This is a genomic window from Nocardia sp. NPDC059764, assembly GCF_042732555.1.
Taxonomy (GTDB): domain Bacteria; phylum Actinomycetota; class Actinomycetes; order Mycobacteriales; family Mycobacteriaceae; genus Nocardia.
In genome coordinates, this window is record NZ_JBHWHH010000029.1 from 19,200 (window position 1) to 43,724 (window position 24,525).

Annotated in this window: 28 protein-coding genes; 24 read left to right on the plus strand and 4 right to left on the minus strand. The window is 68.4% G+C overall.

Annotated elements, in window-relative coordinates; all coding sequences use genetic code 11:
• The 17 genes from folK (at position 1) to ACFV4K_RS08935 (ending at position 16,411) form a co-directional block, all read left to right on the plus strand.
• Positions 1–537, plus strand: a complete 537-nt coding sequence (folK, locus tag ACFV4K_RS08855) for a 2-amino-4-hydroxy-6-hydroxymethyldihydropteridine diphosphokinase (RefSeq protein WP_379273283.1) — start codon at positions 1–3, stop codon at positions 535–537.
• On the plus strand, positions 534–1,001 hold the full coding sequence (locus ACFV4K_RS08860) for a DUF3180 domain-containing protein (protein WP_357087494.1): 468 nt from the start codon (positions 534–536) through the stop codon (positions 999–1,001). The genes folK and ACFV4K_RS08860 overlap by 4 nt, the downstream gene beginning before the upstream one ends.
• Before the next feature lie 69 nt (positions 1,002–1,070).
• Positions 1,071–2,072: a DUF6779 domain-containing protein gene (locus tag ACFV4K_RS08865; protein WP_379273285.1), complete on the plus strand. Its 1,002-nt coding sequence runs from the start codon at positions 1,071–1,073 to the stop codon at positions 2,070–2,072.
• A gap of 187 nt (positions 2,073–2,259) precedes the next feature.
• On the plus strand, positions 2,260–3,258 hold the full coding sequence (locus tag ACFV4K_RS08870) for a Rossmann-like and DUF2520 domain-containing protein (protein ID WP_379273287.1): 999 nt from the start codon (positions 2,260–2,262) through the stop codon (positions 3,256–3,258).
• Positions 3,258–4,184 (plus strand): pantoate--beta-alanine ligase, encoded by a 927-nt coding sequence (gene panC, locus ACFV4K_RS08875; protein ID WP_379273289.1) that lies wholly within the window; start codon positions 3,258–3,260, stop codon positions 4,182–4,184. The genes ACFV4K_RS08870 and panC overlap by 1 nt, the downstream gene beginning before the upstream one ends.
• A gap of 13 nt (positions 4,185–4,197) precedes the next feature.
• Positions 4,198–4,617: an aspartate 1-decarboxylase gene (gene panD / locus ACFV4K_RS08880; protein WP_357087483.1), complete on the plus strand. Its 420-nt coding sequence runs from the start codon at positions 4,198–4,200 to the stop codon at positions 4,615–4,617.
• Between the two features lie 14 nt (positions 4,618–4,631).
• Positions 4,632–5,456, plus strand: a complete 825-nt coding sequence (locus tag ACFV4K_RS08885) for a type III pantothenate kinase (protein ID WP_379273291.1) — start codon at positions 4,632–4,634, stop codon at positions 5,454–5,456.
• A gap of 260 nt (positions 5,457–5,716) precedes the next feature.
• Positions 5,717–6,349: a cysteine dioxygenase gene (locus ACFV4K_RS08890; protein WP_379273293.1), complete on the plus strand. Its 633-nt coding sequence runs from the start codon at positions 5,717–5,719 to the stop codon at positions 6,347–6,349.
• Positions 6,346–6,777: a rhodanese-like domain-containing protein gene (locus tag ACFV4K_RS08895; RefSeq protein WP_357275706.1), complete on the plus strand. Its 432-nt coding sequence runs from the start codon at positions 6,346–6,348 to the stop codon at positions 6,775–6,777. The genes ACFV4K_RS08890 and ACFV4K_RS08895 overlap by 4 nt, the downstream gene beginning before the upstream one ends.
• 288 nt (positions 6,778–7,065) lie before the next feature.
• A complete protein-coding gene (gene lysS, locus ACFV4K_RS08900) occupies positions 7,066–8,532 on the plus strand; it encodes a lysine--tRNA ligase (RefSeq protein ID WP_379273340.1) in 1,467 nt (488 codons plus the stop codon).
• Positions 8,533–8,648: 116 nt separating this feature from the next.
• On the plus strand, positions 8,649–9,011 hold the full coding sequence (locus ACFV4K_RS08905; protein ID WP_357087475.1) for an Lsr2 family protein: 363 nt from the start codon (positions 8,649–8,651) through the stop codon (positions 9,009–9,011).
• Between the two features lie 187 nt (positions 9,012–9,198).
• Positions 9,199–9,822 (plus strand): FHA domain-containing protein, encoded by a 624-nt coding sequence (locus ACFV4K_RS08910; RefSeq protein WP_379273295.1) that lies wholly within the window; start codon positions 9,199–9,201, stop codon positions 9,820–9,822.
• Positions 9,823–9,943: 121 nt separating this feature from the next.
• The gene (locus ACFV4K_RS08915; RefSeq protein WP_379273297.1) at positions 9,944–10,540 is read left to right on the plus strand and encodes a DUF1772 domain-containing protein; all 597 of its coding nucleotides are present in this window, start codon (positions 9,944–9,946) and stop codon (positions 10,538–10,540) included.
• A 197-nt stretch (positions 10,541–10,737) separates the two neighbouring features.
• The gene (locus ACFV4K_RS08920; protein WP_379273298.1) at positions 10,738–11,685 is read left to right on the plus strand and encodes an esterase/lipase family protein; all 948 of its coding nucleotides are present in this window, start codon (positions 10,738–10,740) and stop codon (positions 11,683–11,685) included.
• Between the two features lie 38 nt (positions 11,686–11,723).
• On the plus strand, positions 11,724–12,680 hold the full coding sequence (locus tag ACFV4K_RS08925) for an esterase/lipase family protein (RefSeq protein WP_379273299.1): 957 nt from the start codon (positions 11,724–11,726) through the stop codon (positions 12,678–12,680).
• Positions 12,681–12,953: 273 nt separating this feature from the next.
• Entirely contained in the window at positions 12,954–15,512 is a 2,559-nt protein-coding gene (locus ACFV4K_RS08930) for an ATP-dependent Clp protease ATP-binding subunit (protein WP_379273301.1), read from the plus strand.
• A 113-nt stretch (positions 15,513–15,625) separates the two neighbouring features.
• A complete protein-coding gene (locus tag ACFV4K_RS08935; protein ID WP_379273303.1) occupies positions 15,626–16,411 on the plus strand; it encodes a phytanoyl-CoA dioxygenase family protein in 786 nt (261 codons plus the stop codon).
• A 4-nt stretch (positions 16,412–16,415) separates the two neighbouring features.
• Here ACFV4K_RS08935 and ACFV4K_RS08940 read toward each other — a convergent pair whose 3' ends face one another.
• Positions 16,416–17,222 (minus strand): LLM class flavin-dependent oxidoreductase, encoded by an 807-nt coding sequence (locus ACFV4K_RS08940; protein WP_379273305.1) that lies wholly within the window; start codon positions 17,220–17,222, stop codon positions 16,416–16,418.
• A 125-nt stretch (positions 17,223–17,347) separates the two neighbouring features.
• Here ACFV4K_RS08940 and ACFV4K_RS08945 point away from each other — a divergent pair, with 125 nt between their 5' ends.
• Complete coding sequence (locus ACFV4K_RS08945) at positions 17,348–17,860, plus strand: hypothetical protein (protein ID WP_379273307.1); 513 nt, start codon at positions 17,348–17,350, stop codon at positions 17,858–17,860.
• Here the strand turns inward: ACFV4K_RS08945 and ACFV4K_RS08950 are convergent, their stop codons facing one another.
• Positions 17,861–18,523, minus strand: coding sequence for a response regulator (locus ACFV4K_RS08950; RefSeq protein WP_379273309.1), 663 nt, complete (start codon positions 18,521–18,523; stop codon positions 17,861–17,863).
• A 22-nt stretch (positions 18,524–18,545) separates the two neighbouring features.
• The gene (locus ACFV4K_RS08955) at positions 18,546–19,772 is read right to left on the minus strand and encodes a sensor histidine kinase (RefSeq protein WP_379273311.1); all 1,227 of its coding nucleotides are present in this window, start codon (positions 19,770–19,772) and stop codon (positions 18,546–18,548) included.
• Between the two features lie 148 nt (positions 19,773–19,920).
• Between ACFV4K_RS08955 and ACFV4K_RS08960 the strand changes: the two genes are divergently transcribed.
• Both ACFV4K_RS08960 and ACFV4K_RS08965 read left to right on the plus strand, forming a co-directional pair.
• Entirely contained in the window at positions 19,921–20,817 is an 897-nt protein-coding gene (locus ACFV4K_RS08960) for an ABC transporter ATP-binding protein (protein ID WP_379273313.1), read from the plus strand.
• On the plus strand, positions 20,814–21,698 hold the full coding sequence (locus tag ACFV4K_RS08965; protein ID WP_379273315.1) for an ABC transporter permease: 885 nt from the start codon (positions 20,814–20,816) through the stop codon (positions 21,696–21,698). Before ACFV4K_RS08960 ends, ACFV4K_RS08965 begins: the two co-directional genes overlap by 4 nt.
• A 63-nt stretch (positions 21,699–21,761) precedes the next feature.
• On the opposite strand, the gene ACFV4K_RS08970 is transcribed toward ACFV4K_RS08965, so the two are convergent.
• A complete protein-coding gene (locus ACFV4K_RS08970; RefSeq protein WP_379273317.1) occupies positions 21,762–22,367 on the minus strand; it encodes a TetR/AcrR family transcriptional regulator in 606 nt (201 codons plus the stop codon).
• 105 nt (positions 22,368–22,472) lie between these two features.
• On the opposite strand from ACFV4K_RS08970, the gene ACFV4K_RS08975 reads away from it, so the two are divergent.
• The 4 genes from ACFV4K_RS08975 to ACFV4K_RS08990 are packed head-to-tail and all read left to right on the plus strand — an operon-like array spanning position 22,473 to position 24,400.
• Positions 22,473–23,120, plus strand: a complete 648-nt coding sequence (locus tag ACFV4K_RS08975) for an FMN-dependent NADH-azoreductase (RefSeq protein ID WP_379273318.1) — start codon at positions 22,473–22,475, stop codon at positions 23,118–23,120.
• Position 23,121: 1 nt separating this feature from the next.
• Positions 23,122–23,442, plus strand: a complete 321-nt coding sequence (locus ACFV4K_RS08980) for a DMT family transporter (protein WP_379273320.1) — start codon at positions 23,122–23,124, stop codon at positions 23,440–23,442.
• Positions 23,443–23,472: 30 nt separating this feature from the next.
• Entirely contained in the window at positions 23,473–23,913 is a 441-nt protein-coding gene (locus ACFV4K_RS08985; protein WP_379273322.1) for an SRPBCC domain-containing protein, read from the plus strand.
• 43 nt (positions 23,914–23,956) lie between these two features.
• Positions 23,957–24,400, plus strand: coding sequence for an OsmC family peroxiredoxin (locus ACFV4K_RS08990; RefSeq protein WP_379273324.1), 444 nt, complete (start codon positions 23,957–23,959; stop codon positions 24,398–24,400).
• The last annotated feature ends 125 nt before the right edge of the window (positions 24,401–24,525 follow it).

The window sequence follows — 24,525 nt, forward strand, 5'->3', positions numbered from 1 at the left end:
GTGACCCGCGTAGTCCTGTCCATCGGATCCAATCTCGGCGACCGGCTCGCGCATCTGCGCAGTGTCGTGGAGGCGCTGGGCCCGCGCCTGGTGGCGGTTTCGTCGGTGTACTCGACGCCGCCCTGGGGCGGGGTGCCGCAGCAGGACTATCTGAATGCGGTCCTGGTGGCCGACGATCCGGCGTTGGAGCCCTCGGACTGGCTACGCCTCGGGCAGGAGCTGGAGCAGGCGGCGGGCCGGGTCCGGGAAGTCCGCTGGGGCGCGCGCACTCTCGACGTGGACGTGGTGTCCGCCGAGCAGCGCCGCCGCGAGGGCCGGACCGTGGTGCGCAGTCTGGATCCGGTGCTGACGCTGCCGCACCCGCAGGCGCATCACCGTGCGTTCGTGCTGGTGCCGTGGCTCGAGGTGGAGCCGGACGCGGAGCTGGAGGCGGCCGGGGTGCTGCGCTCGTTGCGAGAGTGGCTGTCCGCCTTGGACGGCGCCGAGGTGCTGGGCGTGCGCCGCACCGAGTTGACGCTGGGCTGGTCGCCGCGGTGAAGCCGACTCGCATTCTCGATCTGTGCGCGAACGTGCTGCTGGCCGCGGTGGTGGCGTGGATCGCCACCAATGTGGCGTACTCCAGCTTCCCGCCGATCTCGGTGTTCTCGGGCGCGTCGCTGCTGCCGGTGGCGCTGCTGGAGGTGGTGCTGGCCTTCGTGATTCGGCAGCGCAAGGACAATCACGGGATCGGTCCCGGTTCGGGGCAGCTGCATCCGATCACGGCGGCCCGCGCGGTGGCGCTGGCCAAGGCGTCGGCGCAGGTGGGCTCGCTGGTGGGCGGGATCTGGCTGGGTTTCCTGGTGTGGTTGGCCATGCATTCGGATCTGCGTGCGGCGACCGCGGATACGCCGGGCACGGTGGTGGGTCTGGTCAGCGGTATCGCGCTGGTCGCGGCGGCGTTGTGGCTGGAGTATTGCTGTCGCGCGCCCATCGAGCCGCCCGACGAGGCAGCTACTTCATAGCTATCGTAACGATGCTGATCATCGCCAAGGTTGGGGACGTGCCCGGAAGATCACGCTACGCTGGCTGACATGGTTTCACCCTCCCGTAGCAGTGCTTCCCGTCGCCGCCGGGAGGATGCGGGAAAGTTCTTCACCGGCTTTCTGCTTCTCCTCGGACTGGTTGCCAGCGTTTTCCTGGTCTTCAGTGACAACCTCCACCTGATCCGGGTGGGCCTGGTCGCGGCGCTCTGGGCGGCCGCCATCGGCGCCCTCGCGGCCACCCGTTATCGCAGGGAGGCGGCCGTCGACAAGGCGAAAGTGGGCGACCTCCAGAAGGTCTACCAACTGCAGCTGGAACGCGAGGTTGCTGCCCGCCGCGAATACGAGCTGGGCGTGGAGACCCGGGTCCGCCACGAGGTCGGCGCGGACGCCACGGAAATGGCCGCGCTGCGCGCCGAACTGACGGTCCTGCGCGAGAGCCTGCAGCGCCTCTTCGACGGCGACCTGCCCTCCGAGCGCCCCGCCCTGCGGGCCGATGCCGTTCGGGTTCAAGAACTTCCGGGTGGCGACCCGGTTACGGCTCCGGAAGCGGCGAACGATAACTGGCCGAACGCGGACCCCTGGGACCCGTGGTCGTCCCCCGATCAGGCCGAGGACGAGGACGACCCGCGCGCCCGCATCGCCCCCAAATTCGACCCCTCGCACCCCGAGCCCCCGGCTTTCGCGACCCCCTTCGACGACCCGGTCACCGCCGAAACCTCGATCATCACCGACGCCATGCGTCAGGACTACGAGGCCGAACGCGCCGCCGACCCGGCCCCCGAACCCCCGGCCGCCGACCCGGAGGCCCCGGCCGCCCCCGCCGAAACTCCGGAGCCCGAACCCGCCACCAACGGCCACGCCACCGACATCGGCAAGGGCAGCACCGCCACCCCGGTCCCGCGCCTGGCCCCCGAGCCCGCCGCCGCGGTCCCCGTCGGCCGCGCCGCCTCCCGCCGCCGTCGCCGCGACGACAGCGCCGACCCCGAAGGCACCCAGCGCCTCTCGGTCGCCGAGATCATGGCGAACCTCAAGTCGGAGAGCAGCAACTAGCGGTGCGCCTCCTCGGGGTGCGGGGCTTGCCCCGCGGATCTCGAGGGGGTTCGGGGCGAAGCCCCTGAGCGCCGCGAGAGTTGCCTATCCCACACTGGGTAGCTCTGGCGAATCGGCGGCGATATTCTCGCTCTCGTAACGTCCGGTACCCGCATGGCGGGACTGGAACGACTTTCGAGAGGACGAAGTGACCTCGGACAAGGATGTCTGCGGGACCGATCCTGCGCCTGCACGGTTGACGGTGGGAATCGTCTCGGCGGGACGCGTCGGCTCAGCACTGGGTGTGGCACTGGAGCGTGCCGGCCATGTCGTTTTCGGGGTGTCCGCGATTTCGGACGCCTCGGTGCGGCGTGCCACCACGCGCCTGCCGGATTCCCACATCCTGCCGGCCGAGGAGGTGGCGGCCCGCAGTGAACTGCTGGTTCTGGCTGTTCCGGACAGCGAGTTGCCCGGTCTGGTCGCGGGTTTGGCGGCCGCGCACGCGGTGCGCTCGGGCACGATCGTGGTGCACACCTCGGGTGCGAACGGTGTCGGAGTGCTCGCGCCGCTGACCGAGCTGGGCGCGCTGCCGTTGGCGATTCACCCGGCCATGACGTTCACCGGGCACGACGAGGATGTGGCCAGGCTGGCGAATGCCTGCTTCGGCGTGACCGCCGCGGACGACATCGGCTACGCCATCGCGCAGTCGCTGGTGATCGAGATGGGCGGCGAGCCGGTGCGGGTGGCGGAGGAGAACCGCACCCTCTATCACGCGGCTCTCGCGCATGGCAGCAACCATCTGGTGACCCTGATCGTGGATGCGGTGGAGGCGCTGCGCGCGGCTCTGTCCGGTCCGGGTCTGCTGGGTCAGCAGCTCGTGGACGATCAGCCGAACGGCCTGGCCGAGCGCGTGCTCGCCCCGCTGGCCTCGGCGGCTCTCGACAATGCCCTGCGGCGCGGCCCGGCCGCGTTGACCGGTCCGGTCGCCCGCGGTGATGTGGCCGCGGTGGCCGCGCACCTGGAGGCTTTCGAGGCGCTGGATCCGCGCCTGGCCGCCGGTTACCGGGCCCAGTCGCTGCGTGCGGCCGAGCGCGCCCGCAGCAATCCCGCTCTCATCGATCTGTTGGAAGGACCCCGGCCGGGCGGTCAGGGCCGGCAGCGAAGCGTAACCACGGAGGCCCCCGACCGGCCGGAGAAAGGACACTGATGGACCCCAAGCTGATCGGAACGTACAAGCGCGGTGAGCTGACCGTGCACCACGATCCGGCCGTCATGACCAAGGTCGTGAAGGCGTTGCGTTCGGTGGGCCGCCGGGTCGCGCTGGTGCCGACCATGGGCGCGCTGCACGAGGGCCATCTGGAGTTGGTGCGGCTGGCGAAGGTCACCAACACCACCGTGATCGTGTCGATCTTCGTGAATCCGCTGCAGTTCGGCGCGAACGAGGATCTCGACAAGTACCCGCGCACCCTGGACGCGGATGTGGAGCTGCTGCGCGGTGAGGGCGTGGAGCTGGTCTTCGCGCCGAGTGCGCAGAGCATGTACCCGTTCGGTCCCCGCACCACCGTGCAGGCCGGTCCGTACGGCGACATCCTCGAGGGCGCGACCCGGCCGGGCCATTTCTCCGGCGTGCTGACCGTGGTGTCGAAGCTGCTCAATATCTGTCAGCCGCACGAGGCGTTCTTCGGTGAGAAGGACTATCAGCAGCTGTCCCTGATCCGCCAGATGGTGGTGGATCTGAACATGGACGTGAAGGTGGTGCCCGCGGCCACCATTCGCGAGGCCGACGGTCTGGCGCTGTCCTCGCGCAACCGCTTCCTGAACCCCGAGGAGCGCGAGCTGGCCACCACCCTGTCGGCCGCGCTGCTGGCCGGCCGGCACGCGGCCGGCAAGGGCCCGGAGGCCGTGCTGGAGACCGCGCAGTCGGTGCTGGATACGGCGCCCGATATCGAGGTCGACTACCTGACCCTGCGCGGCTCCGATTTCTCCGAGGCGTGGCCGACCGGCAATGCCCGGCTGCTGATCGCGGCCCGGATCGGCAGCACCCGCTTGATCGACAACATGCATGTTCCCGTCGGACAGGCCCTCGACGGCCTGCCCACCGTTCCCGACCAGCCTGCCCAGGCGACCCAGTAGGAAGGCGACGACGATGTTGCGCACCATGATGACGTCGAAGATCCACCGCGCCACGGTGACTCACGCCGATCTGCATTACGTGGGTTCGGTGACCGTGGACCAGGACCTGCTCGATGCTGCCGATCTGCTCGAGGGTGAGAAGGTCAGCATTGTCGACATCACCAACGGGGCCCGCCTCGAGACCTATGTGATCGCCGGTGAGCGCGGTTCCGGCGTGATCGGAATCAACGGCGCGGCAGCGCATCTCGTGCACCCGGGCGACCTGGTGATCCTCATCGCCTACGGCATGATGGACGCGAAGGAGCTCGAGAACTACGCTCCGCACGTGGTTTTCGTCGACGAACGCAATCGCCCGATCGAGCTGGGCACCGATCCGGCGCACGCCCCGGAGGGCTCGGACCTGATCTCGCCGCGTTCACTCACGATGGCCTGAGCGGCGGGGCGGGCATGCTGCTCTGTATCGACGTCCGCAATACCAGCATCGAGCTGGGCCTGTTCTCCGGCAGCGGGGAGCACGCGAAGCTGGCCCGGCACTGGCGGATGCACACCAATCCGCTGTTGACCGCGGACGAGTTCGCGCTGCAGGTGCGCGGTCTGATCGGCGCGGACGCCGATCAGGTGGTGGGTGTCGCGGCGCTGTCCACGGTGCCGCCGGTGCTGCGTGAGCTACGCGAGATGCTCTCGCGCTATTGGGGTCATGTACCGCATGTGCTCGTGGAACCCGGTGTGCGCACGGGTATTCCGTTGCTGGTGGACAATCCCAAAGAGGTCGGCGCGGACCGGATCGTGAATTGTCTTGCGGCATATCACCGTTTCCAATCCCCCGCCATCGTGGTGGATTTCGGGACCGCCATCTGTGTGGACCTGGTGTCGGCGAAGGGTGAATTCCTGGGCGGCAGTATCGCGCCGGGTGTGGAGATTTCCACCGAGGCGCTGATCTCCCGCAGCGCGCTGCGGCGCGCGGAGTTGACCCGGCCGCGGTCGGTGGTGGGCAAGAACAGCATGGAGTGTCTGCAGTCGGGCGCCATCTTCGGGTTCGCGGGCCTGGTGGACGGCCTGATCGACCGGATCCGGGATATCGACGCCTTCTCCGGCGACGATGTGGCGGTGGTGGCGACGGGTGCGACGGCGCCGCTGATCGTGCCGGAGTCGGAGACCATCGAGCATCACGAGCCGAACCTGACCCTGGACGGCCTGCGGCTGGTGTACGAGCGCAATCAGGCGCGCAGTTCCGCCTCCCCGAGACTTCAGCGCCCGGCTGGGAGCCGTTGACCGTCGTGCATGCGGGCCGGCGGGTGGGTGCCGAACCGATTCTGGGCGTACCCGGTGAGTTACCCCGAACCTCACCAAATCAGTTGTCGCGTTCGGAAGTGTGACGTGTTCGGGTCTTGTGCAGGTGCAATCGGCTGCTAGGCTGGGCAACGTGTATTTCCGTGTGAGCACCCAGGAGTGTTGTCGAGGCTGATTCGCCTCGACGGTCGTCGAGGCTTCGTATAGCCCCGGCCACTTTCACACTTCTTGGAGATGCGCTCATGCGTTCCTCTGTTCTTTCCTTATCTGTCGATTCGCGTGCCGCCGCCACGTCGGGCCTGTTGCCCGAGGTCACCGAGCGCGCCACCGCCTCCGCCCTGCCCACCCGGCTGCGTCCGGCCGACCTGCTGCGCCTGACCGATGAGAGCGCCCAGGACGTGCTGGAGGGCCGCTACGATCACCTGCTGCCCGACGGCGGCCTGTGGCCCACCGAGAACCGCTGGGCCGCAAGGCTTGTCGCGGACGACGAGGTCGACGTCTGGCTGATCAGCTGGGTGGAGGGCAAGTACACCGAACTGCACGACCACGCGGGCTCGCTGGGCGCGCTGACCGTGCTGTCCGGCGCGCTCTCGGAATACCGCTGGAACGGCCGGGACCTGCGCCGCCGCACCCTCACCGCCGGCGACCAGGCCTCCTTCCCGCTCGGCTGGGTGCACGACGTGGTGCGGGCCCCCACTGAGTCCATTGGTGGAGCATCCGAGGCGGGCATCACCGGCCCGCTGAATCCGACCCTGAGCGTGCACGCCTATTCCCCGCCGCTGACGGCCATGTCCTATTACGAGGTCACCGGCCACGGCACCCTGCGGCGCACCCGTTCCGTCCTCACCGACCAGCCCGAAGGCGAACTCGAATGACCCACTTGACGATCGACGGCATGCTCGCCCAGGCGCGCCAGCAGCTGCGTCGCCTGCTCCCGATCGAATTGCCGCAGGCCATCGCCCGCGGTGCGATTCTGGTGGATATTCGCCCGCAGGCGCAGCGCCTGCGCGAGGGCACCCTGCCGGGCGCGCTGGTCATCGAGCGGAATGTGCTGGAATGGCGTTTGGACCCGTCCAGTTCCGCGCGTTTGGCCATGGCCGAGCACCACGACGTGGAATGGATCGTCGTTTGCTCGGAGGGCTACACCTCCAGCCTGGCCGCCGCCTCCCTGCAGCAGCTCGGCCTGCGCCGCGCCACCGACCTGGAAGGCGGATATCAGGCGCTGAAGGCCGCCGGTCTGCTGACCGTCGCCGCCTCGGCGCCCCACTTCGAACGCGAGGTCGCCACCCTGGCGTGGCTGTAGCCTTCGATCGCGGAGTTGCCGACTGATTTCGTGCCACCCGGGGCAACTCGTCGGGTACGGCCGAAATTGTTTCGGCACTCGACCGCTGGTACGCGTGCGAGACGGTCGACGCTGCCCGGGTCGGACGCTGGAGTCGCGGGGAGGCGGGGGAGTGAAAAAGGTTTCCGCCGCAGGATAGGCTGGGTACCCGTGAGCACCCCTCCCTCTCCTTCTTCTGCAAGCACCACCGTTTCCGCTGGGCAAAAGCGTGCCGCGGCGCCCGCGGTGGAGCATGACGTCCCCGAGCAGATGCGGATTCGCCAGGAGAAGCGGGAACGGTTGCTGGGGGAGGGCCGCGAGGCTTATCCGGTGGTGGTGGATCGCACCCACACGCTCGCCGAAATTCGGGCGGCGTACCCGGAGCTGGCGTCCGATACCCAGACCGGTCAGACGGTCGGGATCGCGGGGCGCGTCATTTTCGTCCGTAATACCGGCAAGTTGTGTTTCGCCACCCTGCAGGAGGGCGACGGCACCAAGCTGCAGGCGATGATCAGCCTGAACGGTGTCGGCGCGGAGTCGCTGGCGGCCTGGAAGGCCGATGTCGACCTGGGTGACTTCGTGTTCGTGCGCGGTGAGGTGATCGCCTCGCGCAGCGGCGAATTGAGCGTCATGGCCGACTCGTGGGAGATGGCGGCGAAGTCGCTGCGCCCGCTGCCGGTGGCGCACAAGGAGATGAACGAGGAGTCCCGGGTCCGGCAGCGCTATGTCGACCTGATCGTGCGCCCGGAGGCGCGTGAGATGGCCCGCACCCGCGTCGCCGCGGTGCGCGCGCTGCGAAACGCGTTGGAGCGCAGGGGATTCCTCGAGGTCGAGACCCCGATGCTGCAGACCATCCACGGCGGCGCGGCGGCCCGTCCGTTCACCACCCACTCCAACGCGCTCGACATGGAGCTGTTCCTGCGCATCGCGCCGGAGCTGTTCCTGAAGCGTTGCGTGGTGGGCGGCATCGAGAAGGTCTTCGAGATCAACCGGAACTTCCGCAACGAGGGCGCGGACTCCACGCATTCGCCCGAGTTCGCAATGCTGGAAACCTACGAGGCGTACGGCACCTACGATGATTCCGCCGTGATGATGCGCGAATTGATCCAGGAAGTCGCGCAGGAGGTCTACGGCACGCAGGTGGTGACGCTGGCCGACGGCACCGAATACGATCTGTCCGGCGAGTGGGCGACCGTCGAGATGTACCCGTCGCTGTCCGAGCAGATCGGTACCGAGGTCACCCCGGAAACTTCCGTCGAGGAATTGCTGGCGCTCGCGGATCGGGTCGGTCTGGAAATTCCGCAGGGTAAGGGCTACGGTCACGGCAAACTGGTCGAGGAACTGTGGGAGCACGTCTACGGCGACAAGCTCTACGCCCCGACTTTCGTGCGCGACTTCCCGGTGGAGACATCGCCGCTGACCCGTCAGCATCGGAGCAAGCCCGGGGTTACCGAGAAGTGGGACCTGTACGTGCGCGGCTTCGAACTGGCCACCGGCTATTCGGAACTGGTGGATCCGGTGATCCAGCGGGAACGTTTCATGGATCAGGCGCGTTTGGCGGCGGCCGGTGACGACGAGGCGATGCGCCTGGACGAGGACTTCCTCGCCGCGATGGAGCACGGTATGCCCCCCACAACGGGAACGGGTATGGGTATCGATCGTTTGCTGATGGCCCTGACTGGCCACGGAATCCGGGAAACGATACTCTTTCCAATTGTGCGGCCGGCCGCCCGTTAGTTCTCCGGATTGCATTTCCGGGGCCTGTTCTGGGACTATCGGAATTAGCGGTATTCTGGCGTCGGGTAATCGGCCTGACTATGTGGGTCGCACGATTTCGAGAGGACGTTCATCTCATGGCAAAGAAGGTCACCGTTAGCTTGATCGACGATGTCGACGGTGAGTCCATCGCGGACGAGACCATCGAGTTCGCTATCGATGGCGTCTCGTACGAGATCGACTTGTCGACGGCGAATGCGGCCAAGCTTCGGGAGGGTCTGGAGACTTGGGTTTCGGCCGCTCGGCGCACGAGCGGACGGCGTCGCACCAAGGTGGCCGGCGCTCCGGCCGCGGGACCGAAGAACCGGGTCTCGATCGACCGTGAACAAAGCGCGGCCATTCGCGAATGGGCTCGCCGGAATGGACACAAGGTGTCCGCCCGTGGTCGTATCTCCGCTGACATCACCGAGGCTTACAACAAGGCCGCCGCTAAGAACTAGTGTCCGCTAGTCGCCGATTCGACTGCCGTCCGGGTGTTCGTGCGACCCGGGCGGCAGTGGTTTATTCATACGCTTTGCGTATAACCAGAGGATCAACTGCGATCTTGCTACTGCCCGGGGTGGCCAGGCACCATTGAAACGTGCAGACGATGTCACTGGCTGGGTGTAGAGAAGAGGTATCGGCACAGTGACCGCTTTCCACGGTTCCTTCCTCCGGGTCAAGGACCAAGAGGGACGCCAGCACGAGTTGATGCTGTCCTCCGACCAGCCCCGGATCACCATCGGCCGCTCCCCGCAGGCCGATCTGTCGCTGTCCTGGGACGCGGAGGTGTCGCGCCTGCATGCGACCGCGGAGTACCTGGGCGCGCACTGGACCATCGTGGACGACGGCCTGTCCCGCAACGGCACCTTCGTCAACGGTGACCGCCTGGTGGGGCGGCATCGATTGCAGCCGGGGGACGTCATCCGGATGGGCACCTCGCGGGTCACCTTCCACGACTTCAGCGGCGCCGCAGGCGATGTCACGCAGACCTCGACCGGCGGGCTGCCCACGCTCCGCTCGCTCACCGAGACCCAGCGGTCGGTGCTGATCGCGCTCTGCCGCCCCCTGCGCGGCAATGACGGCTTCGCCTCGCCCGCCTCGAACCAGCAGATCGCGGCCGAACTCTTCCTCAGCGTCGACGCCATCAAGACCCACCTGCGCGCCCTGTTCGCCAAGTTCGGCGTCGAGGACCTGCCACAGAACCAGAAACGCGTCCGCCTCGCCAACCTGGCCATGCAGTCCGGCGTCATCTCGGAGCGCGATCTCTGACCCTGGACCCGCGCGCATGGGGGTGAGCTTCTGAGCCATGGGTTTCCGGTGCCCCGGACTGTTGACTGGATGTAGTTGATCGCCCGGGAGTTCGGGCGGCGGATCCAGTCAGGAGAGATCGATGTTCGCACTTCGCACGGCCGCGCTGGTGGCGGCGACGCTGACCACGGGTCTCACCGCCGGCATCTTCTTCGCCTACGCGACCTCGGTGATGACGGCTCTGGGCCAGTCCGACGACCGCACCTTCGTCGACATCATGCAGAAGATCAACGTGGTCATCATCAACCCGCCGTTCATGCTCGCCTTCATGGGTTCGGTCGGCTTCACCGTGCTGGCCGCGGCCCTGCACCTGGGCAAGGACACCCGCACCACGCTGATCTGGGTCGGCGTCGCGCTGGCGCTCAATGTGATCGCCTTCGCGGTGACCTCCGGCCTGAACGTGCCGCTCAACAACCAGCTGGCCAATGCCGGTGATGTCGCTCGGATCCCGGATCTGGCGGCGGTGCGGTCCCAGTTCGAAAGCTCCTGGGTGGCTTGGAACGTCGTGCGCGCGGTGATCCACACGCTGGCCTTCCTGGTGCTGACGGGTGCGCTGTTCGTGGCGGGCATGCAGCACGCCAGGGCGGATCAGAAGTCGGTGTCGGCTCCGGCCGCGGCCTCGGCTCCGATGTACCCGCAGCATGCCCCGCAGCCCGGATTCCCTTCCGCCCGGCAGTAATTCAGCACGCTTTTCCGGCGATGGCCGGGACCCGATGTGCGGCAACACAAGCCGCCTGCGGGTCCCGGCCATCGCTGTTTTCCTGTAGTGAAACCGGTGTCAGAACTTACTCGCCAGTAATCCATCCTCCGTGCTTGTTTCCTGACTAGGTTGTCGGAACGCGTTCTAATTTGGGAGGGAACATGCAGAGGATGCCCATGCGTGGAACGCCAGGATCACTGCTGATCATGGCGGTGCTGGCGATATTAGGTATCACCGCGAGCGGTACGGCTCGCGCGGAATACCCGGTCACATTCAGTTTCTTCGCGGGTATCCCGAACGAGCTGCTGAATCCGGGCGGCTCGCTGCCCGGCGCCAATGACTGGTCGTGCAAGCCCACGGCCACACACCCCGATCCGGTGGTGCTGATCCACGGCACCGCGGGCGGCGCGCAGACCAACTGGGGCGCCTACGCGCCGCTGCTCGCCAACGAGGGCTACTGTGTGTTCGCCCTGACCTACGGCGCCCTCGACGTCCCCTGGCCGTTGAACGCCCTGGGCGGGATGAAGCCGATCCCCGAAAGTGCCGCTCAGCTGGCCGCATTCGTGAACCGGGTGCTGTCGGCGACCGGCGCCGCGCAGGTCGACTTCGTCGCCCACTCGCAGGGCAACACCGTCGGCAACTACTTCATCAAGCGGCTCGGCGGCGCCGGCAAGGTCAACCACTTCGCGGCCATCGCGCCCCCGTGGTTGGGCATCTTCGGCGACCAGATGAACGTGATCCGGGCCTTCGGTCAGCAGTTGGGCGCGACCGCGGACCAGATCGACAACCTGGCCACCATGGGCGTCATCTGCCAGGCCTGCCCGGAGATGCTCGGCAACTCCTCCTTCATGAACGCCCTGAACGCCGACGGCGTGTTCGACCCGTCGGTCACCTACACCAACCTGGCCTCCAATTTCGACGAGGCGGTGTGGCCGTCGATCGCCCTGGTCCCCGGCGCGAACGTCACCAACGACCTGATGCAGGAAGGCTGCGCGCTCGACTTCTCCGATCACATGGCCATCGCGGGCAGTCGCCGCGCGGCCATGATGACGCTCAACGCCCTGGACCCGGCGCACCCCCGTCCGGTCCCGTGCGAGTTCGTCCCGCCCTTCACGGGCGCCTGACCGGACGGTTCGCCATGGGATTCGGGGCATCGGGAGGGATGATGACAAGGGTACGGGGAACATCGGGTTCGCTGCTGATCCTGGCGGTATTGGCCATGCTGGGAATCACCGCGAGCGGTGCGGCTCGCGCGGAGTATCCGGTGAGCTTCAACTTCTTCGCGGGTATTCCGTACGAGCTCGCCGATCCCGGTGGTTCGCTGCCGGGTTCGAACGACTGGAACTGCAAGCCGTCCGCGGCGCATCCGGATCCGGTGGTGCTGGTGCACGGCACCGCCGGTGGGGCGCAGACCAACTGGGGCGCCTACGCGCCGCTGCTGGCCAATGAGGGCTACTGCGTCTTCGCCCTCACCTACGGCGCGCTGGACGTGCCGTGGCCGTTGTCGGCCATGGGCGGGTTCCGGACCATCGAGGACAGTTCGGCGCAGCTGGCCGCCTTCGTGGCCCGGGTACGGGTCGCGACGGGCGCCCCGAAGGTGGACCTGATCGCCCATTCGCAGGGCAATATCGTCGGCCAGTACTTCGTCAAGCGGCTCGGCGGTTCGGGTCAGGTGGACAAGTTCGTGGCCATCGCCGCGCCGTGGCTCGGCACCTACGGCGGCAATATGGCCATGGTCCGGGCCTTCGCCGCGCGGCTGGGGGCCGACACCGCGACCGTGGACGCCGCGATCGGCATGGGCGTGTGCCCGGCCTGTTCGGAGATGCTCGGCGGGGATCCGTTCATGACGGCCCTGAACGCCGACGGCGTCTACGACCCGACCGTGGCGTACACCAACCTGGATACCCGCTACGACGAGCTGATCGTGCCGTACACGATCGGCCTGGTGCCCGGTCCGAACGTCACGAACTTCTTCATGCAGGACGGTTGCCCGATCGACTACTCCGACCATCTCGCCATCGCGGGGAGCCACCGCGGGGCGATGATCGCGCTCAACGCTCTGGATCCGGAGCATCCGCGGCCGGTCCCGTGTGAGTTCGTCCCGCCGCTCACCGGATAGCCGTCCCGCTCGATTTCCGGGACTGACCGGCTTGTTCGCTGTGGGCGTAGCGAGTTCGGAAACGAGCCGCGCAACTGCCCCGTTATGACTGAATGAGTCGTACTGTCGCCGGTTCGCAATAGGGTGGACGGACGACGTGCGTGACCCCCGGCAACTAGAGTGGAGTCGGGGGATGCAACCCCAGGGCTTCATGGCAGGCTGGCGACCAGAAGGGCAGCACAGGGTCTGAAGCGCCGGATGCCAGTGATGGCGGAGCAGGAGAGTGAGGGAGCGATGTTCGAGAGGTTCACCGACCGCGCGCGGCGGGTCGTTGTCCTGGCCCAAGAAGAGGCCCGGATGCTCAACCACAACTACATCGGCACCGAGCACATCCTGCTGGGCCTGATCCACGAGGGCGAGGGTGTCGCGGCGAAGTCGCTGGAGTCCCTTGGCATCTCGCTGGAGGGTGTGCGTTCGCAGGTCGAGGAGATCATCGGACAGGGCCAGCAGGCGCCGTCCGGTCACATTCCCTTCACCCCGCGTGCCAAGAAGGTGCTCGAGCTGTCGCTGCGTGAGGCGCTGCAGCTCGGCCACAACTACATCGGCACCGAGCACATCCTGCTCGGCCTGATCCGCGAGGGTGAGGGCGTCGCGGCGCAGGTGCTGGTGAAGCTGGGCGCGGATCTCAACCGCGTCCGTCAGCAGGTCATTCAGCTGCTGTCCGGGTACCAGGGCAAGGAGCCGGTCGAGGGTTCCGGTTCGCGTGGCGAGCAGGGCACCCCGTCCACCTCGCTGGTGCTGGACCAGTTCGGCCGCAACCTGACCCAGGCCGCCCTCGAGGGCAAGCTCGACCCGGTCATCGGCCGCTCGAAGGAAATCGAGCGCGTCATGCAGGTGCTGAGCCGCCGCACCAAGAACAACCCGGTCCTGATCGGTGAGCCCGGCGTCGGTAAGACCGCCGTCGTGGAGGGTCTCGCCCAGGCCATCGTCAACGGCGAGGTGCCGGAGACGCTGAAGGACAAGCAGCTGTACACCCTCGACCTGGGTTCCCTGGTCGCGGGCAGCCGCTACCGCGGTGATTTCGAGGAGCGCCTGAAGAAGGTGCTCAAGGAGATCAACACCCGCGGCGACATCATCCTGTTCATCGACGAGCTGCACACCCTGGTGGGTGCGGGCGCGGCCGAGGGCGCCATCGACGCGGCCTCGATCCTGAAGCCCAAGCTGGCTCGCGGTGAGCTGCAGACCATCGGCGCCACCACCCTCGACGAGTACCGCAAGTACATCGAGAAGGACGCCGCCCTGGAGCGCCGGTTCCAGCCGGTCCAGGTGGGCGAGCCGACGGTCGAGCACACCATCAACATCCTCAAGGGTCTGCGCGACCGCTACGAGGCGCACCACCGGGTCTCCATCACCGATGGCGCTCTCGTCGCCGCGGCCACGCTGGCCGACCGCTACATCAACGACCGCTTCCTGCCGGACAAGGCGATCGACCTCATCGACGAGGCGGGCGCGCGCATGCGCATCCGCCGGATGACCGCGCCGCCGGACCTGCGCGAATTCGACGACAAGATCGCCGAGGCGCGCCGGGAGAAGGAGTCCGCGATCGACGCGCAGGACTTCGAGAAGGCCGCGCGTCTGCGCGACAAGGAGAAGCAGCTCGTCGCCAAGCGGGCCGAGCGCGAAAAGCAGTGGCGCTCCGGTGATCTGGACGTCGTGGCCGAGGTCGACGACGAGCAGATCGCGGAGGTGCTGGCCAACTGGACCGGTATCCCGGTGTTCAAGCTCACCGAGGAGGAGACCACCCGTCTGCTCCGCATGGAGGACGAGCTGCACAAGCGGATCATCGGCCAGGAGGACGCGGTCAAGGCCGTGTCCAAGGCCATCCGCCGCACCCGCGCCGGTCTGAAGGACCCGAAGCGTCCGTCGGGCTCGTTCATCTTCGCCGGCCCGTCCGGTGTCGGTAAGACCGAGCTGTCGAAGGCGCTGGCGAACTTCCTGTTCGGCGAGGACGACGCGCTCATCCAGATCGACATGGGCGAGTTCCACGACCGCTTCACCGCCTCGCGTCTGTTCGGCGCCCCTCCGGGCTACGTCGGTTACGAGGAGGGCGGCCAGCTCACCGAGAAGGTGCGCCGCAAGCCGTTCTCGGTGGTGCTGTTCGACGAGATCGAGAAGGCGCACCAGGAGATCTACAACACCCTGTTGCAGGTCCTGGAGGACGGCCGCCTGACCGACGGTCAGGGTCGTACGGTCGACTTCAAGAACACCGTGCTGATCTTCACCTCGAACCTCGGAACCTCGGACATCTCCAAGGCCGTGGGCCTGGGCTTCGCCCAGTCCAACGCGGAGGGCTCGAACTACGAGCGGATGAAGCTGAAGGTCAACGACGAGCTGAAGAAGCACTTCCGCCCGGAGTTCCTGAACCGTATCGACGACGTGATCGTGTTCCACCAGCTGACTCAGGACCAGATCATCCAGATGGTCGACCTGATGATCGGCCGCGTCGCGAACCAGCTGAAGAACAAGGACATGGAGATCGAGCTGTCCGAGAAGGCCAAGAGCCTGCTCGCCAAGCGCGGTTTCGACCCGGTCCTGGGCGCCCGCCCGCTGCGTCGCACCATTCAGCGCGAGATCGAGGACCAGCTGTCGGAGAAGATCCTCTTCGGCGAACTGGGCGCCGGTCAGGTCGTGGTGGTGGACGTCGAGGGCTGGGACGGCGAAGGCCAGGGCGAGAACGCGAAGTTCACCTTCGCGGCCAAGGCCAAGCTGACCAAGAAGGCCGACTCGGGCGCCGAGGACAAGCCGGTCGCCGCCCTCGCGGGTGAGGCTCCGGCCGCCGCCTCCGGCGAGTAGTTCTCAGCAAGACAACGGGAAGCCCCGTCCTCCTCCGGGAGGGCGGGGCTTCCCGCATGCGGGGGTTCGAAATTCGGTGGCGGAACGACCCGGGTGTCCCGGATGCTCGAGCAATGCTCACCGACGCTCAGATCGCCGCTTTCGTCACCGATGGCTTCGTGAAGGTCGACGGGGTCTTCTCCGCGGCGACCGCCGCGGCGGGCCGCGAAATCCTCTGGCGGGAGACCGGATGCGATCCGGACGATCCCGCCACCTGGACCGAGCCGGTCATCCGGCTCTGGGATCACGCTGAGGAGCCCTTCCAGCGCGCGGTCACCGCTCCCGCTCTGCTGGAGGCCTTCGACCAGCTGGTGGGCCCGGGCCGCTGGCTGCCGCGGAAGAGCCTGGGCAGCTGGCCGATTCGCTTCCCGAGTCCGGAATCGCCCGGCGATGCCGGCTGGCACGTCGATGTCAGTTTCCCGGGCGACGCCGACCGCGACGACTACCTGAGCTGGCGGGTGAACGTCTACTCCACGGGCCGTGCCCTGCTCATGCTGTTCCTCTTCTCCGATGTCGGCCCCGACGACGCTCCCACCCGGATTCGGGTCGGCTCGCATCGGCGCCTCGCGCCGGTCCTGCGTCCGTTCGGCGAGGCGGGCACCACGATGTTCGATCTGCACGAGTTCTACACCGACTGCGCCGATCTGCCCGAGGCCGCGGCCACCGGCAAGGCGGGTGACGTATTCCTGTGTCACCCCTTCCTCATCCACGCGGCCCAGCCCAATCGCACCGGCCGCCCGAAGTTCATGGCCCAGCCGCCGCTGTTGCTGCGGGAGCCGTGCGACCTGGATCGGCGGGACGGCGCGTATTCCCCTGTGGAACAGGCTATTCGGCAGGGCTTGGGCGAGCCGGTGCGCTGACAGGTCAGCGGAAGCGGGTCAGCACCGGCGCGAACGCCTCGGAAAGGTCGCCGGGGACCAGGATTTCGTCGATGCCGAGCTTCTCGCGACGATGCTCGAGCAGTTCGGCCGCCGCGACCGGGTCGGCCGGCAGCAGGGCGGCCGCGTTCGCCTCGCGCAGCTGCTCGAGGGTGACGCCCATGAACTTGCTCATGAACGGCGGCAGCGCGTCGCCGATCGCCACCAGTTGCAGGCTGAACGCGATCGGCCGGTCGGTGAGATCCCGGACCCGGGCCACGATGTCGGCCAGGTCCTGTTCACCGGCGGTCGGCGCGACGGCCAGATGAACCCGGTCCGCGATCTCCGCGCAGGTGGCCAGCATCCGCGCCCCGGAGGCCGCGATGACGATGGGCGGTGCGGGCGTCACCTCCGCCCGTACCGCCCGCGCGACCTCCACCAGCTGCGCCCGCCGCTGCGCCGCGGAACCGAAAGCGACACCGAGCTTTTCGGCCTCGGCCGCCGCATCGGGCCGTCCGGTCCCGAGCCCGAGCTCGAACCGACCGTCGGAAAGCAATTGCAGCGCAGCCGTTTCGCGCACGGTGGCGGCCGCCGACCGCATCGGCGCGGCCAGCACATTGGGCCGCAGCCGCAGGGTGGTGGTGACGGCGGCCGCGGCGGCCAGCGCCGGGAAAGGTGAGGCGGTGTAGAGCGTGTCGGGCAGCAGCACGGTGCCGTAACCCTGCCGCTCGGCGGTCTGAACCGCCTCGATCCACGTGGCCCCCGACCGGGGCGCGATGACAATGCCGAAGTTCATGCTCATGTCGTCGAGCATGCTCGGATTCGATTGGCGGGGAATCCGCTTCGCGTCGGCTTCTCGACTACGTCCGGGCGCGTACCCGGCGGCGACCTAATCGGCGACCGATTCGGGGAGGTTCGCGTGCTTGCTACCCTGCCCCGATGTTCGCGGTTCGTTCCTGTTTTCCGGTGTTGACCGGGCTCGCGCTCCTGGCGTCCGCGGCGGCCTGCTCGGGGAGCGATGCCGCGTCACCGGCGACCTCCACGCCGCCGGCGGGGACGACGACCGCCGCGGCGACGCCGTCGATCCCCGCCACCTCCGGCGCCCTGCCGCCCGCCGCGGACGCGCAGGGCTGGCGGGATTCCTTCGCGCGCTGCGGAGATGGTGAACGCCCGGTCCTGCTGATCGGCGCGCTGCTCGGGACCACGCAGCGCTTGGCGGTGTGCGAGGAGCCCGGCGGTCCGCGGGTGCTGCGCGCCGATGTCCCGCAGTTGCGGGCGCAGCCGTTCGAGGCCAAGTTCTTCACCTTCACCGCCAACAGTCAGCAGTTCCTCGCCGCGGACGGCATGAAGCTGGACCTGTCTCGTCAGATGGTGACGATCACCGATGATCCGCAGATGAAACGCGGTGTGGTGCAGAGCTTCACGGTGGGGGAGTACTGGAGCACCTTCTGATCACTGCCAGCCGGGCCGGACCAGGCCGGATTCGTAGGCCAGCACCACGAGTTGGGTGCGGTCGCGGGCGCCGAGTTTGACCAGGATGCGGCTGACGTGGGTGCGGGCGGTGGCGGGGCTGAGGTAGAGGCGTTCGGCGATCTCGGCGTTGGTGAGGCCCTCGGCGACGAGCGTCATGACCTCGCGTTCGCGGTCGGTGAGTTCGGAGAAGGCGGCGGCGGGGGTGGGTTTGGCGTGGGTGGCGAATTCCTCGACCAGGCGTTTGGTGACGCTGGGGGAGAGCAGGGCGTCGCCGCCCGCGACCACCCGGACGGCCTTGACCAAGTCGGCGGGTTCGGTGTGTTTGACCAGGAAGCCGGTGGCCCCGGCACGCATCGCCTCGAAGACGTATTCGTCGAGGTCGAAGGTGGTGAGCACGATGACCTTCACCGCGGCGAGGGCCGGGTCGGCGGCGATGGCGCGGGTGGCGGCCAGTCCGTCCAGGACCGGCATGCGGATGTCCATGAGCACGATGTCGGGGACCAGCGCCCGGGCCAGGTCGACGGCCTGGCCCCCGTGGTCGGCCTCGCCCACCACCTCGATATCGTCCTGGGCGCCGAGCAGCGCGACGAAGCCCGCGCGCACCAGTGCCTGGTCGTCGGCGATCACCACTCGGATCGGCATCGGTCCTCCTCGAATTCCCAGGTTACGCAGCCGGTTCGGGGTGAGCCAGGTGGGTGGGCAGGCGTGCCCTGACCCGGAAGCCGCCGTCGGCCTTGGGTTCGGCGGACAGTTGCCCGCCCAGCGCGTGGGCGCGTTCGGTCATGCCGGTGATGCCGTGCCCGCCGGACGGCGACTGAGGTGCGGGCTGCCGGGTGGGCCGGGTGTTGTCGATGGTGAGCTGCAGTCGTTCGGCCGCGTAGTGCACGGTGACGAGCACGCTCGCACCGGGCGCGTGCCGCACCACATTGGTGAGCGACTCCTGCACGATGCGGGCGGCGGCCACGTCGACCACGGCGGGCAGCCGGCGCGGTCCGCCGGTGACCATGGTGTGCACCTCGAGTCCGGCGGCGCGGGCCGGTCCGGTGAGTTTGTCGAGGTCGGTGATGCCGATGGTGGGCGTGGTGGGGGCGGCGACGGTGGCGGTGCCGCCGCGAATGGACCGCAGCAGCGCGTTGACCTCGCCGAGCGCGTCCTTGCTGGCGGTCTTGATGGCGGCCAGCGCGGTCGCGGCCTGTTCGGGCTTGCGCTCGAACAACTCCAGCGCGACCGAGGACTGCACATTGATCAGCGACAGGCTGTGCGCCAGCACGTCGTGCAGTTCGCGCGCGATCGCCAGGCGCTCCTCGGTGACCCGCTGTTCCCGCTCGGCCGATTCCAGGGCGTGCTGGGCGCGGGCGCGCTGCCGTTCGGCTTGTTCCTCGCGTGCCGCGGCCTCGGCGCGCTGCTGTCGGGCGATCAGGGCGACGCGTCGCTGCCGCAGTCCCTCGGCGGCGGCCGCCAGCAGGAAAAGCCAAGCGAGCAAACCGAATTCCTGCCAGACGCTGGTCCGGTACCCGCACCACCCAAGGACCGGCCACACCATGAGCAGGTACCCGACGGCGACGAACGGGTAGGTGTACCAACGGGATCCGCGGACCGCGGCGGTCAGGAAGGCGACGACGAGCGAGACGAAGATCGGCCCGTATCCATAACCGAACAGTAGGTACGCGACGGTGACGGCCATCGTCCCGTAGAACACCCCCAGCGGGTACCGCCGCCGCAGCGGAAGCAGCACCGGACCCACCGCGAGCAGCACGTATCCGAGCATGTCGAGGGCGCGCGGCACGTTCTGATGGTGATTGGCCAGCGTGCCCGCGCCGAGCTGTATCGCCCCCACCGCCAGAGCCGGGAGCACGTCGCGCCGACCCAGCCTTCCCCCGCGTGTGTCCATAGCAGCACCGTAGCGCCGTCATCGGGCAGCGGCACCGTGTCGCACCGAAATACGTCCGGATACGGCCCTCGAATACGTCTCGATACGTACACCCGATCACGCGCCGGGACGGATTACTTTCCGTCCTCGGAATCGGATCGTGGAAGCCATGAACGAAGCGATCGCCGTTACCGACCGGCTGACCAAGCGCTACGGCCCCGACACCGCCGTGGACGCGGTCAGCATGAGCGTGCGGCGCGGCGAGATCTACGGCTTCCTGGGCCCCAACGGCGCGGGCAAGACCACCACGCTGCGCATGCTGGCCGGTCTCATCCGCCCGGACTCGGGCGCCGCGACCGTGCTCGGCCGCGCGCCCGGCGACCCGGATGCCTTGCGCCGCATGGGCGTTCTCATCGAGGGCCCCGGCTTCTACCCCTATCTCTCGGGCCGTGACAACCTGCGCGTCCTGGCCCGCTATCGGGGTGTCGGCGACGACGCGGTCGGCGACGCTCTGGCCCGGGTGGACCTCTCCGCCCGCGGCAAGGACAGATTCCGCACCTACTCGCTCGGCATGAAACAGCGACTCGGCGTCGCGGCCGCCCTGCTCGGCCACCCCGACCTGCTGATTCTCGACGAACCCACCAATGGCCTGGATCCCGCGGGCATGGCCGACATGCGGGAACTCATCACCGGACTCGCCGCCGACGGGCACACCGTCGTGCTGTCCAGTCACCTGCTCAGTGAAGTGCAGGAGATCTGCGATCGCGTCGGCGTCATTTCCGACGGCCGCCTGCTCACCGAATCGACGGTGCGGGACCTGCGCGGCACCGCCTCGCTGCTGGTCCGGGCCGAACCCCTGGACCTGGCGTTCCCGGCGGTGCGCGCGGTGGCGGGGGAGCGGTCCGCGCTGCTCACCGCCGCCGGGATCCGGGTGGACGCCGGAGCCGCCGCCGCACCGGCGGTGGCGCGCGCGGTCGTCGAGGCGGACGCGGACCTGCTCGAACTGCGCAGCGACGAAAAGTCCCTGGAGGAAGTGTTTTTCGAGATGACGGAGACAGCGAAATGACAGACCGCGGCACACTCGACAACCACGGTGCGTTCCCGGCTCTGGTGGCCAGTCTCCGGGCCGAACTGCTACGGCTGCGCAAGTGGCCCGCGTTCTGGATCGTGCTCGGCACCTGGATCCTGCTGAACCTCACCTTCGCCTACCTGTTCAACTACCTCGCCTACACGACCGGCAGCAGTACGCGCATGTCCAATGGGCTGCCCCGCGATGTGCTCCTGCAGCAGATGCTGCCCGCCGCGGTACCGGAGGTGTTCACGCAGGGCATGGCGCTGTTCGGGGGCGCGCTGCTGCTGGTGCTGGGCGCGCTGGCGACAGGCAGCGGGTACGGCTGGGGCAGCTGGAAAACCACGCTCACCCAGGGCCCTTCGCGGGCGAACGTGATCGGCGCGGTGGTGCTGAGCCTGGTGCTGACGGTGGTCGCGCTGGTGCTGGTCGCCTTCGCGGTCGACACCGGGGTGGCGATGCTCATCGCGGGCAGTCAGGGGCAGTCCCTGGCGCTGCCGTCCGTGGGCCGGATACTGCTCGGAATCGGTTCGGGCGCGGCGATCCTGAGCATGTGGACGCTGGCGGGCGCCTCGGTCGGGACCGCGGCCCGGGGGCCCGCCCTGGCGGTCGGCCTGGGTCTGGTGTGGGTGCTGGTGGTGGAGAATCTGCTCCGTGGTGTGGGCGCGATCTTCTCGCCGATCCAGGTGGTGACCGATCACCTGCCCGGTACGGCCGCCGGTTCGCTCGCGGGCTCGATGCGCACGGTGAGCGGCCCGGCGACGCCGGGCGTACTGAGCGTGCTCTCGCGCGGCGAGTCCCTGATCGTCCTGGCCGTCTACGTCATGCTGTTCGCGGGCGGCACGATCTGGCTGGTCCGTCGTCGCGACATGGCTTGAGGCGCAAGCGGATACCGTGTACTGCGACCGTCCATCCAATCGGTGGGCGGTCGCGGCGCCGTGTCACGGCCGGGGCGAGTCCAGTACGCCGTGCGCGATCCGCGCGAGTCCGGCGGCGATCCGATCGGTGCTGAGCCCGCGGTCGCGCTGCTGCCGGTACACCTCGGCGGCGAGCGGCGCGAGGAGTGCGTCCACCAGCGCATTCGGTTCGGCCACACCGGCTTCGACGAGCAGCGTCCGGACGTGCACCGCCCAGAACTGGTAGGCCCCGGTGCGGAAGCGCGCGCCCCCGGTCTCCGCGCCGAGCACCAAATTGGCGTGGGTGTCGAGCAATTCGAGCATCGCGGCATAGAACGCGGCGAGCCGTTCGGCGGGCGGCGCGCCCGGCCCGAGCGGCGGTTCCCCGCGCAGGAGCTGTTCCTGGAGCGCCTTCTCGTGGTCGTCGAGCAGGGCCACCGCGATCGAGCCCACGTCCGGGTAGCGCCGGTACAGCGTCCCGCGGCCGACCCCGGCGGCCTTGGCGATGTCGTCCATGGTGACCGTGCGCGGGTCGCGGTCGGCGAACAGTCGCGCGGCGGCGGCCAGCACCTTGGCCCGGTTGCGGGCCGCGTCGGCGCGTTCGACGGGCGCGGCCTGGTCGTCTATGAGCGGTAGGCCGGGGGTGTTCATGCAGCTCACTGTAGCCGTCGAGGAATAAGTGGACAACATGTCCGGTTAAGGTCTACCGTCGGAGAAGTAAACGGACAGAATGTCCACTTGATGGGAGACCCGCTCATGACCGCCCTGCTGCACCTCGACGCCAGCGCCCGCCGCAACTCCGTCAGCCGTCTGCTCGGCGCGACCTTCGCCGACGCCTGGCGGGCCGAACACCCCGACGGCGCCTACGTCCACCGCGACCTGGCCGCCGACCCCATCCCGTTCATCGGCGAGGGCTGGACCGAACTGTGCGACCGCGTCCTCGCGCACGGCAGCACCGACCTGGACCGCCTGGCCGACCTGGTGGACTCACCCGCGCGGCAGCGGGCCTGGGAGATCGTCGAACCCCTGCTCGCCGAGGTTCGCGCCGCCGATGTCGTGCTGATCGGCACGCCGATGTACAACTACTCGATCCCGGCGAGCCTCAAGGCCTGGCTGGACCAGATCACCTTCCCGCGAATGTCGCTGGCCCCCACCCGATTCGTGGTCGTGACCGCGCGCGGCGGCGCGTACTCCCCGGGCGCGCCGAAGGCGATCTACGACTACCAGGAGCGCTACCTGCGCGACTTCTTCGCCGGCCACTTCGCCGTCGAGGACACGGTTTTCGTCAATGCCGAACTGGTGAACGCCCGCCACGATCCGGCGCTGGCCCATCTGCGCGACAAGCACGACGCCTCCTACGCGGCCGCCCTCGACGCGGTCCGCGCGCTCGGTAAGGAGTACTGACATGAACTGGCTCGTCCTGGGTTTGGCCGGTCTGGTGGAGATCGCCTGGTCGCAGTCCATCAAACCGACCCAGAATTTCACCAAGCCGCTCCCGACCCTGGTGTGCTTCCTGCTCGCGGCGGTCGCGGTGTACCTGCTGTCCTACGCCATGCAGTCGCTGCCGGTGGGCACCGCGTACGCGATCTTCACCGGCATCGGGGCGGTGGGCGCGATCGCGCTGGGCGTGCTGGTGCAGAAGGACCCGCTCAGTGCGGGCCGGATGCTGGCGCTGTCCATGATCATCGGCGGCATCGTCCTCGCCCGGGTCACCAATCCCGGGTGAGCGCGGTTCGGGGCGGTATCGTCGCCGCCCATGAACGCTGCGCCCCCGCGGCCACCCGACCTCGCCGCGCGACCGTTCTCGCTGGTCGCCGAACGCATCATGGCCGCCTCCCCGGCCGAGCTCTACCGCATGGCCACCAGACAGTTCGGAACCTGGTTCGCGGACCCGGGTTCGGTGCGCATGCGGCCCGAGGTGAACGAGCCGTTCTACTTCACCGCGGGCGGCGGCCACCCGCACTACGGGCGCTTCCTGCGCCTGGTCCCGAACAATCTGGTGGAACTCACCTGGATCACCGACGGCACGGCGGGCGCGGAAACCGTACTCACGGTGGAACTCTCGGCACACGGCGCGGGCACCGCCCTGCTGCTCACCCACGCCGGATTCCCCGACGAGCCCGCCCGGGACCGGCATCGGCAGTCCTGGCCGCGCATCCTCGAACACTGGGACCACAGCGCCGCCGCCACCGGGTAGGTTCGAGCGGGACTCGAGTTCCCCCATACGAAAGGACGTAACGATGGCTACACGTTCCGCGCGTACCAGCTGGTCCGGTGGTCTGCAGGACGGTTCCGGTCAGGTCGAGCTGGTCAGCTCGGGCGTCGGCAAGTACGACGTCTCGTTCCCCAAGCGCGCCGCCGACGCGGCCGACGGCACCACCAGCCCCGAAGAGCTCATCGCGGCCGCGCACTCCTCCTGCTACGCCATGGCCCTGTCCGGCCAGATCGGCAATGCGGGCGGCACCGTGCAGAGCCTCGACATCACCGCCGACGTCACCCTGGGCCCGGACCCGGCCGGCGGCTTCCGCATCTCCAAGATCAAGCTGACCCTGGTCGGCAAGGCCTCCGGCATCGACGAGGCCGGGTTCCTGGCCGCCGCCGAGGCCGCCAAGGCGGGCTGCCCGGTGTCCAAGGCGCTGACCGGCGTCGACACCATCGAACTGGACGCCACCTTCGAGGCGTAGTCCTCGAGGCGCATGCGCGCAGTCCCGGCTGACACTCTGGTCGGCCGGGACTAGTTCTTTCGGTCAGAGTTCGCCCGGAATCGGGCAATCGGCTCGAAATGCACGCTGCCGCACCATTAGCCTCG

Bases quoted from the DNA above. Each gene is read 5' to 3' on its own strand.
- ACFV4K_RS08920 (WP_379273298.1), top strand. From the start codon at position 10,738: ATGCGTGGAACGCCAGGATCACTGCTGATCATGGCGGTGCTGGCGATA.
- panD (WP_357087483.1), top strand. From the start codon at position 4,198: ATGTTGCGCACCATGATGACGTCGAAGATCCACCGCGCCACGGTGACT.
- ACFV4K_RS08905 (WP_357087475.1), top strand. From the start codon at position 8,649: ATGGCAAAGAAGGTCACCGTTAGCTTGATCGACGATGTCGACGGTGAG.
- ACFV4K_RS08985 (WP_379273322.1), top strand. From the start codon at position 23,473: ATGAACGCTGCGCCCCCGCGGCCACCCGACCTCGCCGCGCGACCGTTC.
- ACFV4K_RS08945 (WP_379273307.1), top strand. From the start codon at position 17,348: ATGTTCGCGGTTCGTTCCTGTTTTCCGGTGTTGACCGGGCTCGCGCTC.
- ACFV4K_RS08865 (WP_379273285.1), top strand. From the start codon at position 1,071: ATGGTTTCACCCTCCCGTAGCAGTGCTTCCCGTCGCCGCCGGGAGGAT.
- ACFV4K_RS08980 (WP_379273320.1), top strand. From the start codon at position 23,122: ATGAACTGGCTCGTCCTGGGTTTGGCCGGTCTGGTGGAGATCGCCTGG.
- lysS (WP_379273340.1), top strand. From the start codon at position 7,066: ATGCGGATTCGCCAGGAGAAGCGGGAACGGTTGCTGGGGGAGGGCCGC.
- ACFV4K_RS08970 (WP_379273317.1), bottom strand. From the start codon at position 22,367: ATGAACACCCCCGGCCTACCGCTCATAGACGACCAGGCCGCGCCCGTC.
- ACFV4K_RS08960 (WP_379273313.1), top strand. From the start codon at position 19,921: ATGAACGAAGCGATCGCCGTTACCGACCGGCTGACCAAGCGCTACGGC.
- ACFV4K_RS08885 (WP_379273291.1), top strand. From the start codon at position 4,632: ATGCTGCTCTGTATCGACGTCCGCAATACCAGCATCGAGCTGGGCCTG.
- ACFV4K_RS08950 (WP_379273309.1), bottom strand. From the start codon at position 18,523: ATGCCGATCCGAGTGGTGATCGCCGACGACCAGGCACTGGTGCGCGCG.
- ACFV4K_RS08965 (WP_379273315.1), top strand. From the start codon at position 20,814: ATGACAGACCGCGGCACACTCGACAACCACGGTGCGTTCCCGGCTCTG.
- ACFV4K_RS08955 (WP_379273311.1), bottom strand. From the start codon at position 19,772: ATGGACACACGCGGGGGAAGGCTGGGTCGGCGCGACGTGCTCCCGGCT.
- ACFV4K_RS08935 (WP_379273303.1), top strand. From the start codon at position 15,626: ATGCTCACCGACGCTCAGATCGCCGCTTTCGTCACCGATGGCTTCGTG.
- ACFV4K_RS08990 (WP_379273324.1), top strand. From the start codon at position 23,957: ATGGCTACACGTTCCGCGCGTACCAGCTGGTCCGGTGGTCTGCAGGAC.
- ACFV4K_RS08930 (WP_379273301.1), top strand. From the start codon at position 12,954: ATGTTCGAGAGGTTCACCGACCGCGCGCGGCGGGTCGTTGTCCTGGCC.
- ACFV4K_RS08895 (WP_357275706.1), top strand. From the start codon at position 6,346: ATGACCCACTTGACGATCGACGGCATGCTCGCCCAGGCGCGCCAGCAG.
- ACFV4K_RS08915 (WP_379273297.1), top strand. From the start codon at position 9,944: ATGTTCGCACTTCGCACGGCCGCGCTGGTGGCGGCGACGCTGACCACG.
- ACFV4K_RS08975 (WP_379273318.1), top strand. From the start codon at position 22,473: ATGACCGCCCTGCTGCACCTCGACGCCAGCGCCCGCCGCAACTCCGTC.
- ACFV4K_RS08925 (WP_379273299.1), top strand. From the start codon at position 11,724: ATGATGACAAGGGTACGGGGAACATCGGGTTCGCTGCTGATCCTGGCG.
- ACFV4K_RS08890 (WP_379273293.1), top strand. From the start codon at position 5,717: ATGCGTTCCTCTGTTCTTTCCTTATCTGTCGATTCGCGTGCCGCCGCC.
- panC (WP_379273289.1), top strand. From the start codon at position 3,258: ATGGACCCCAAGCTGATCGGAACGTACAAGCGCGGTGAGCTGACCGTG.
- ACFV4K_RS08940 (WP_379273305.1), bottom strand. From the start codon at position 17,222: ATGCTCGACGACATGAGCATGAACTTCGGCATTGTCATCGCGCCCCGG.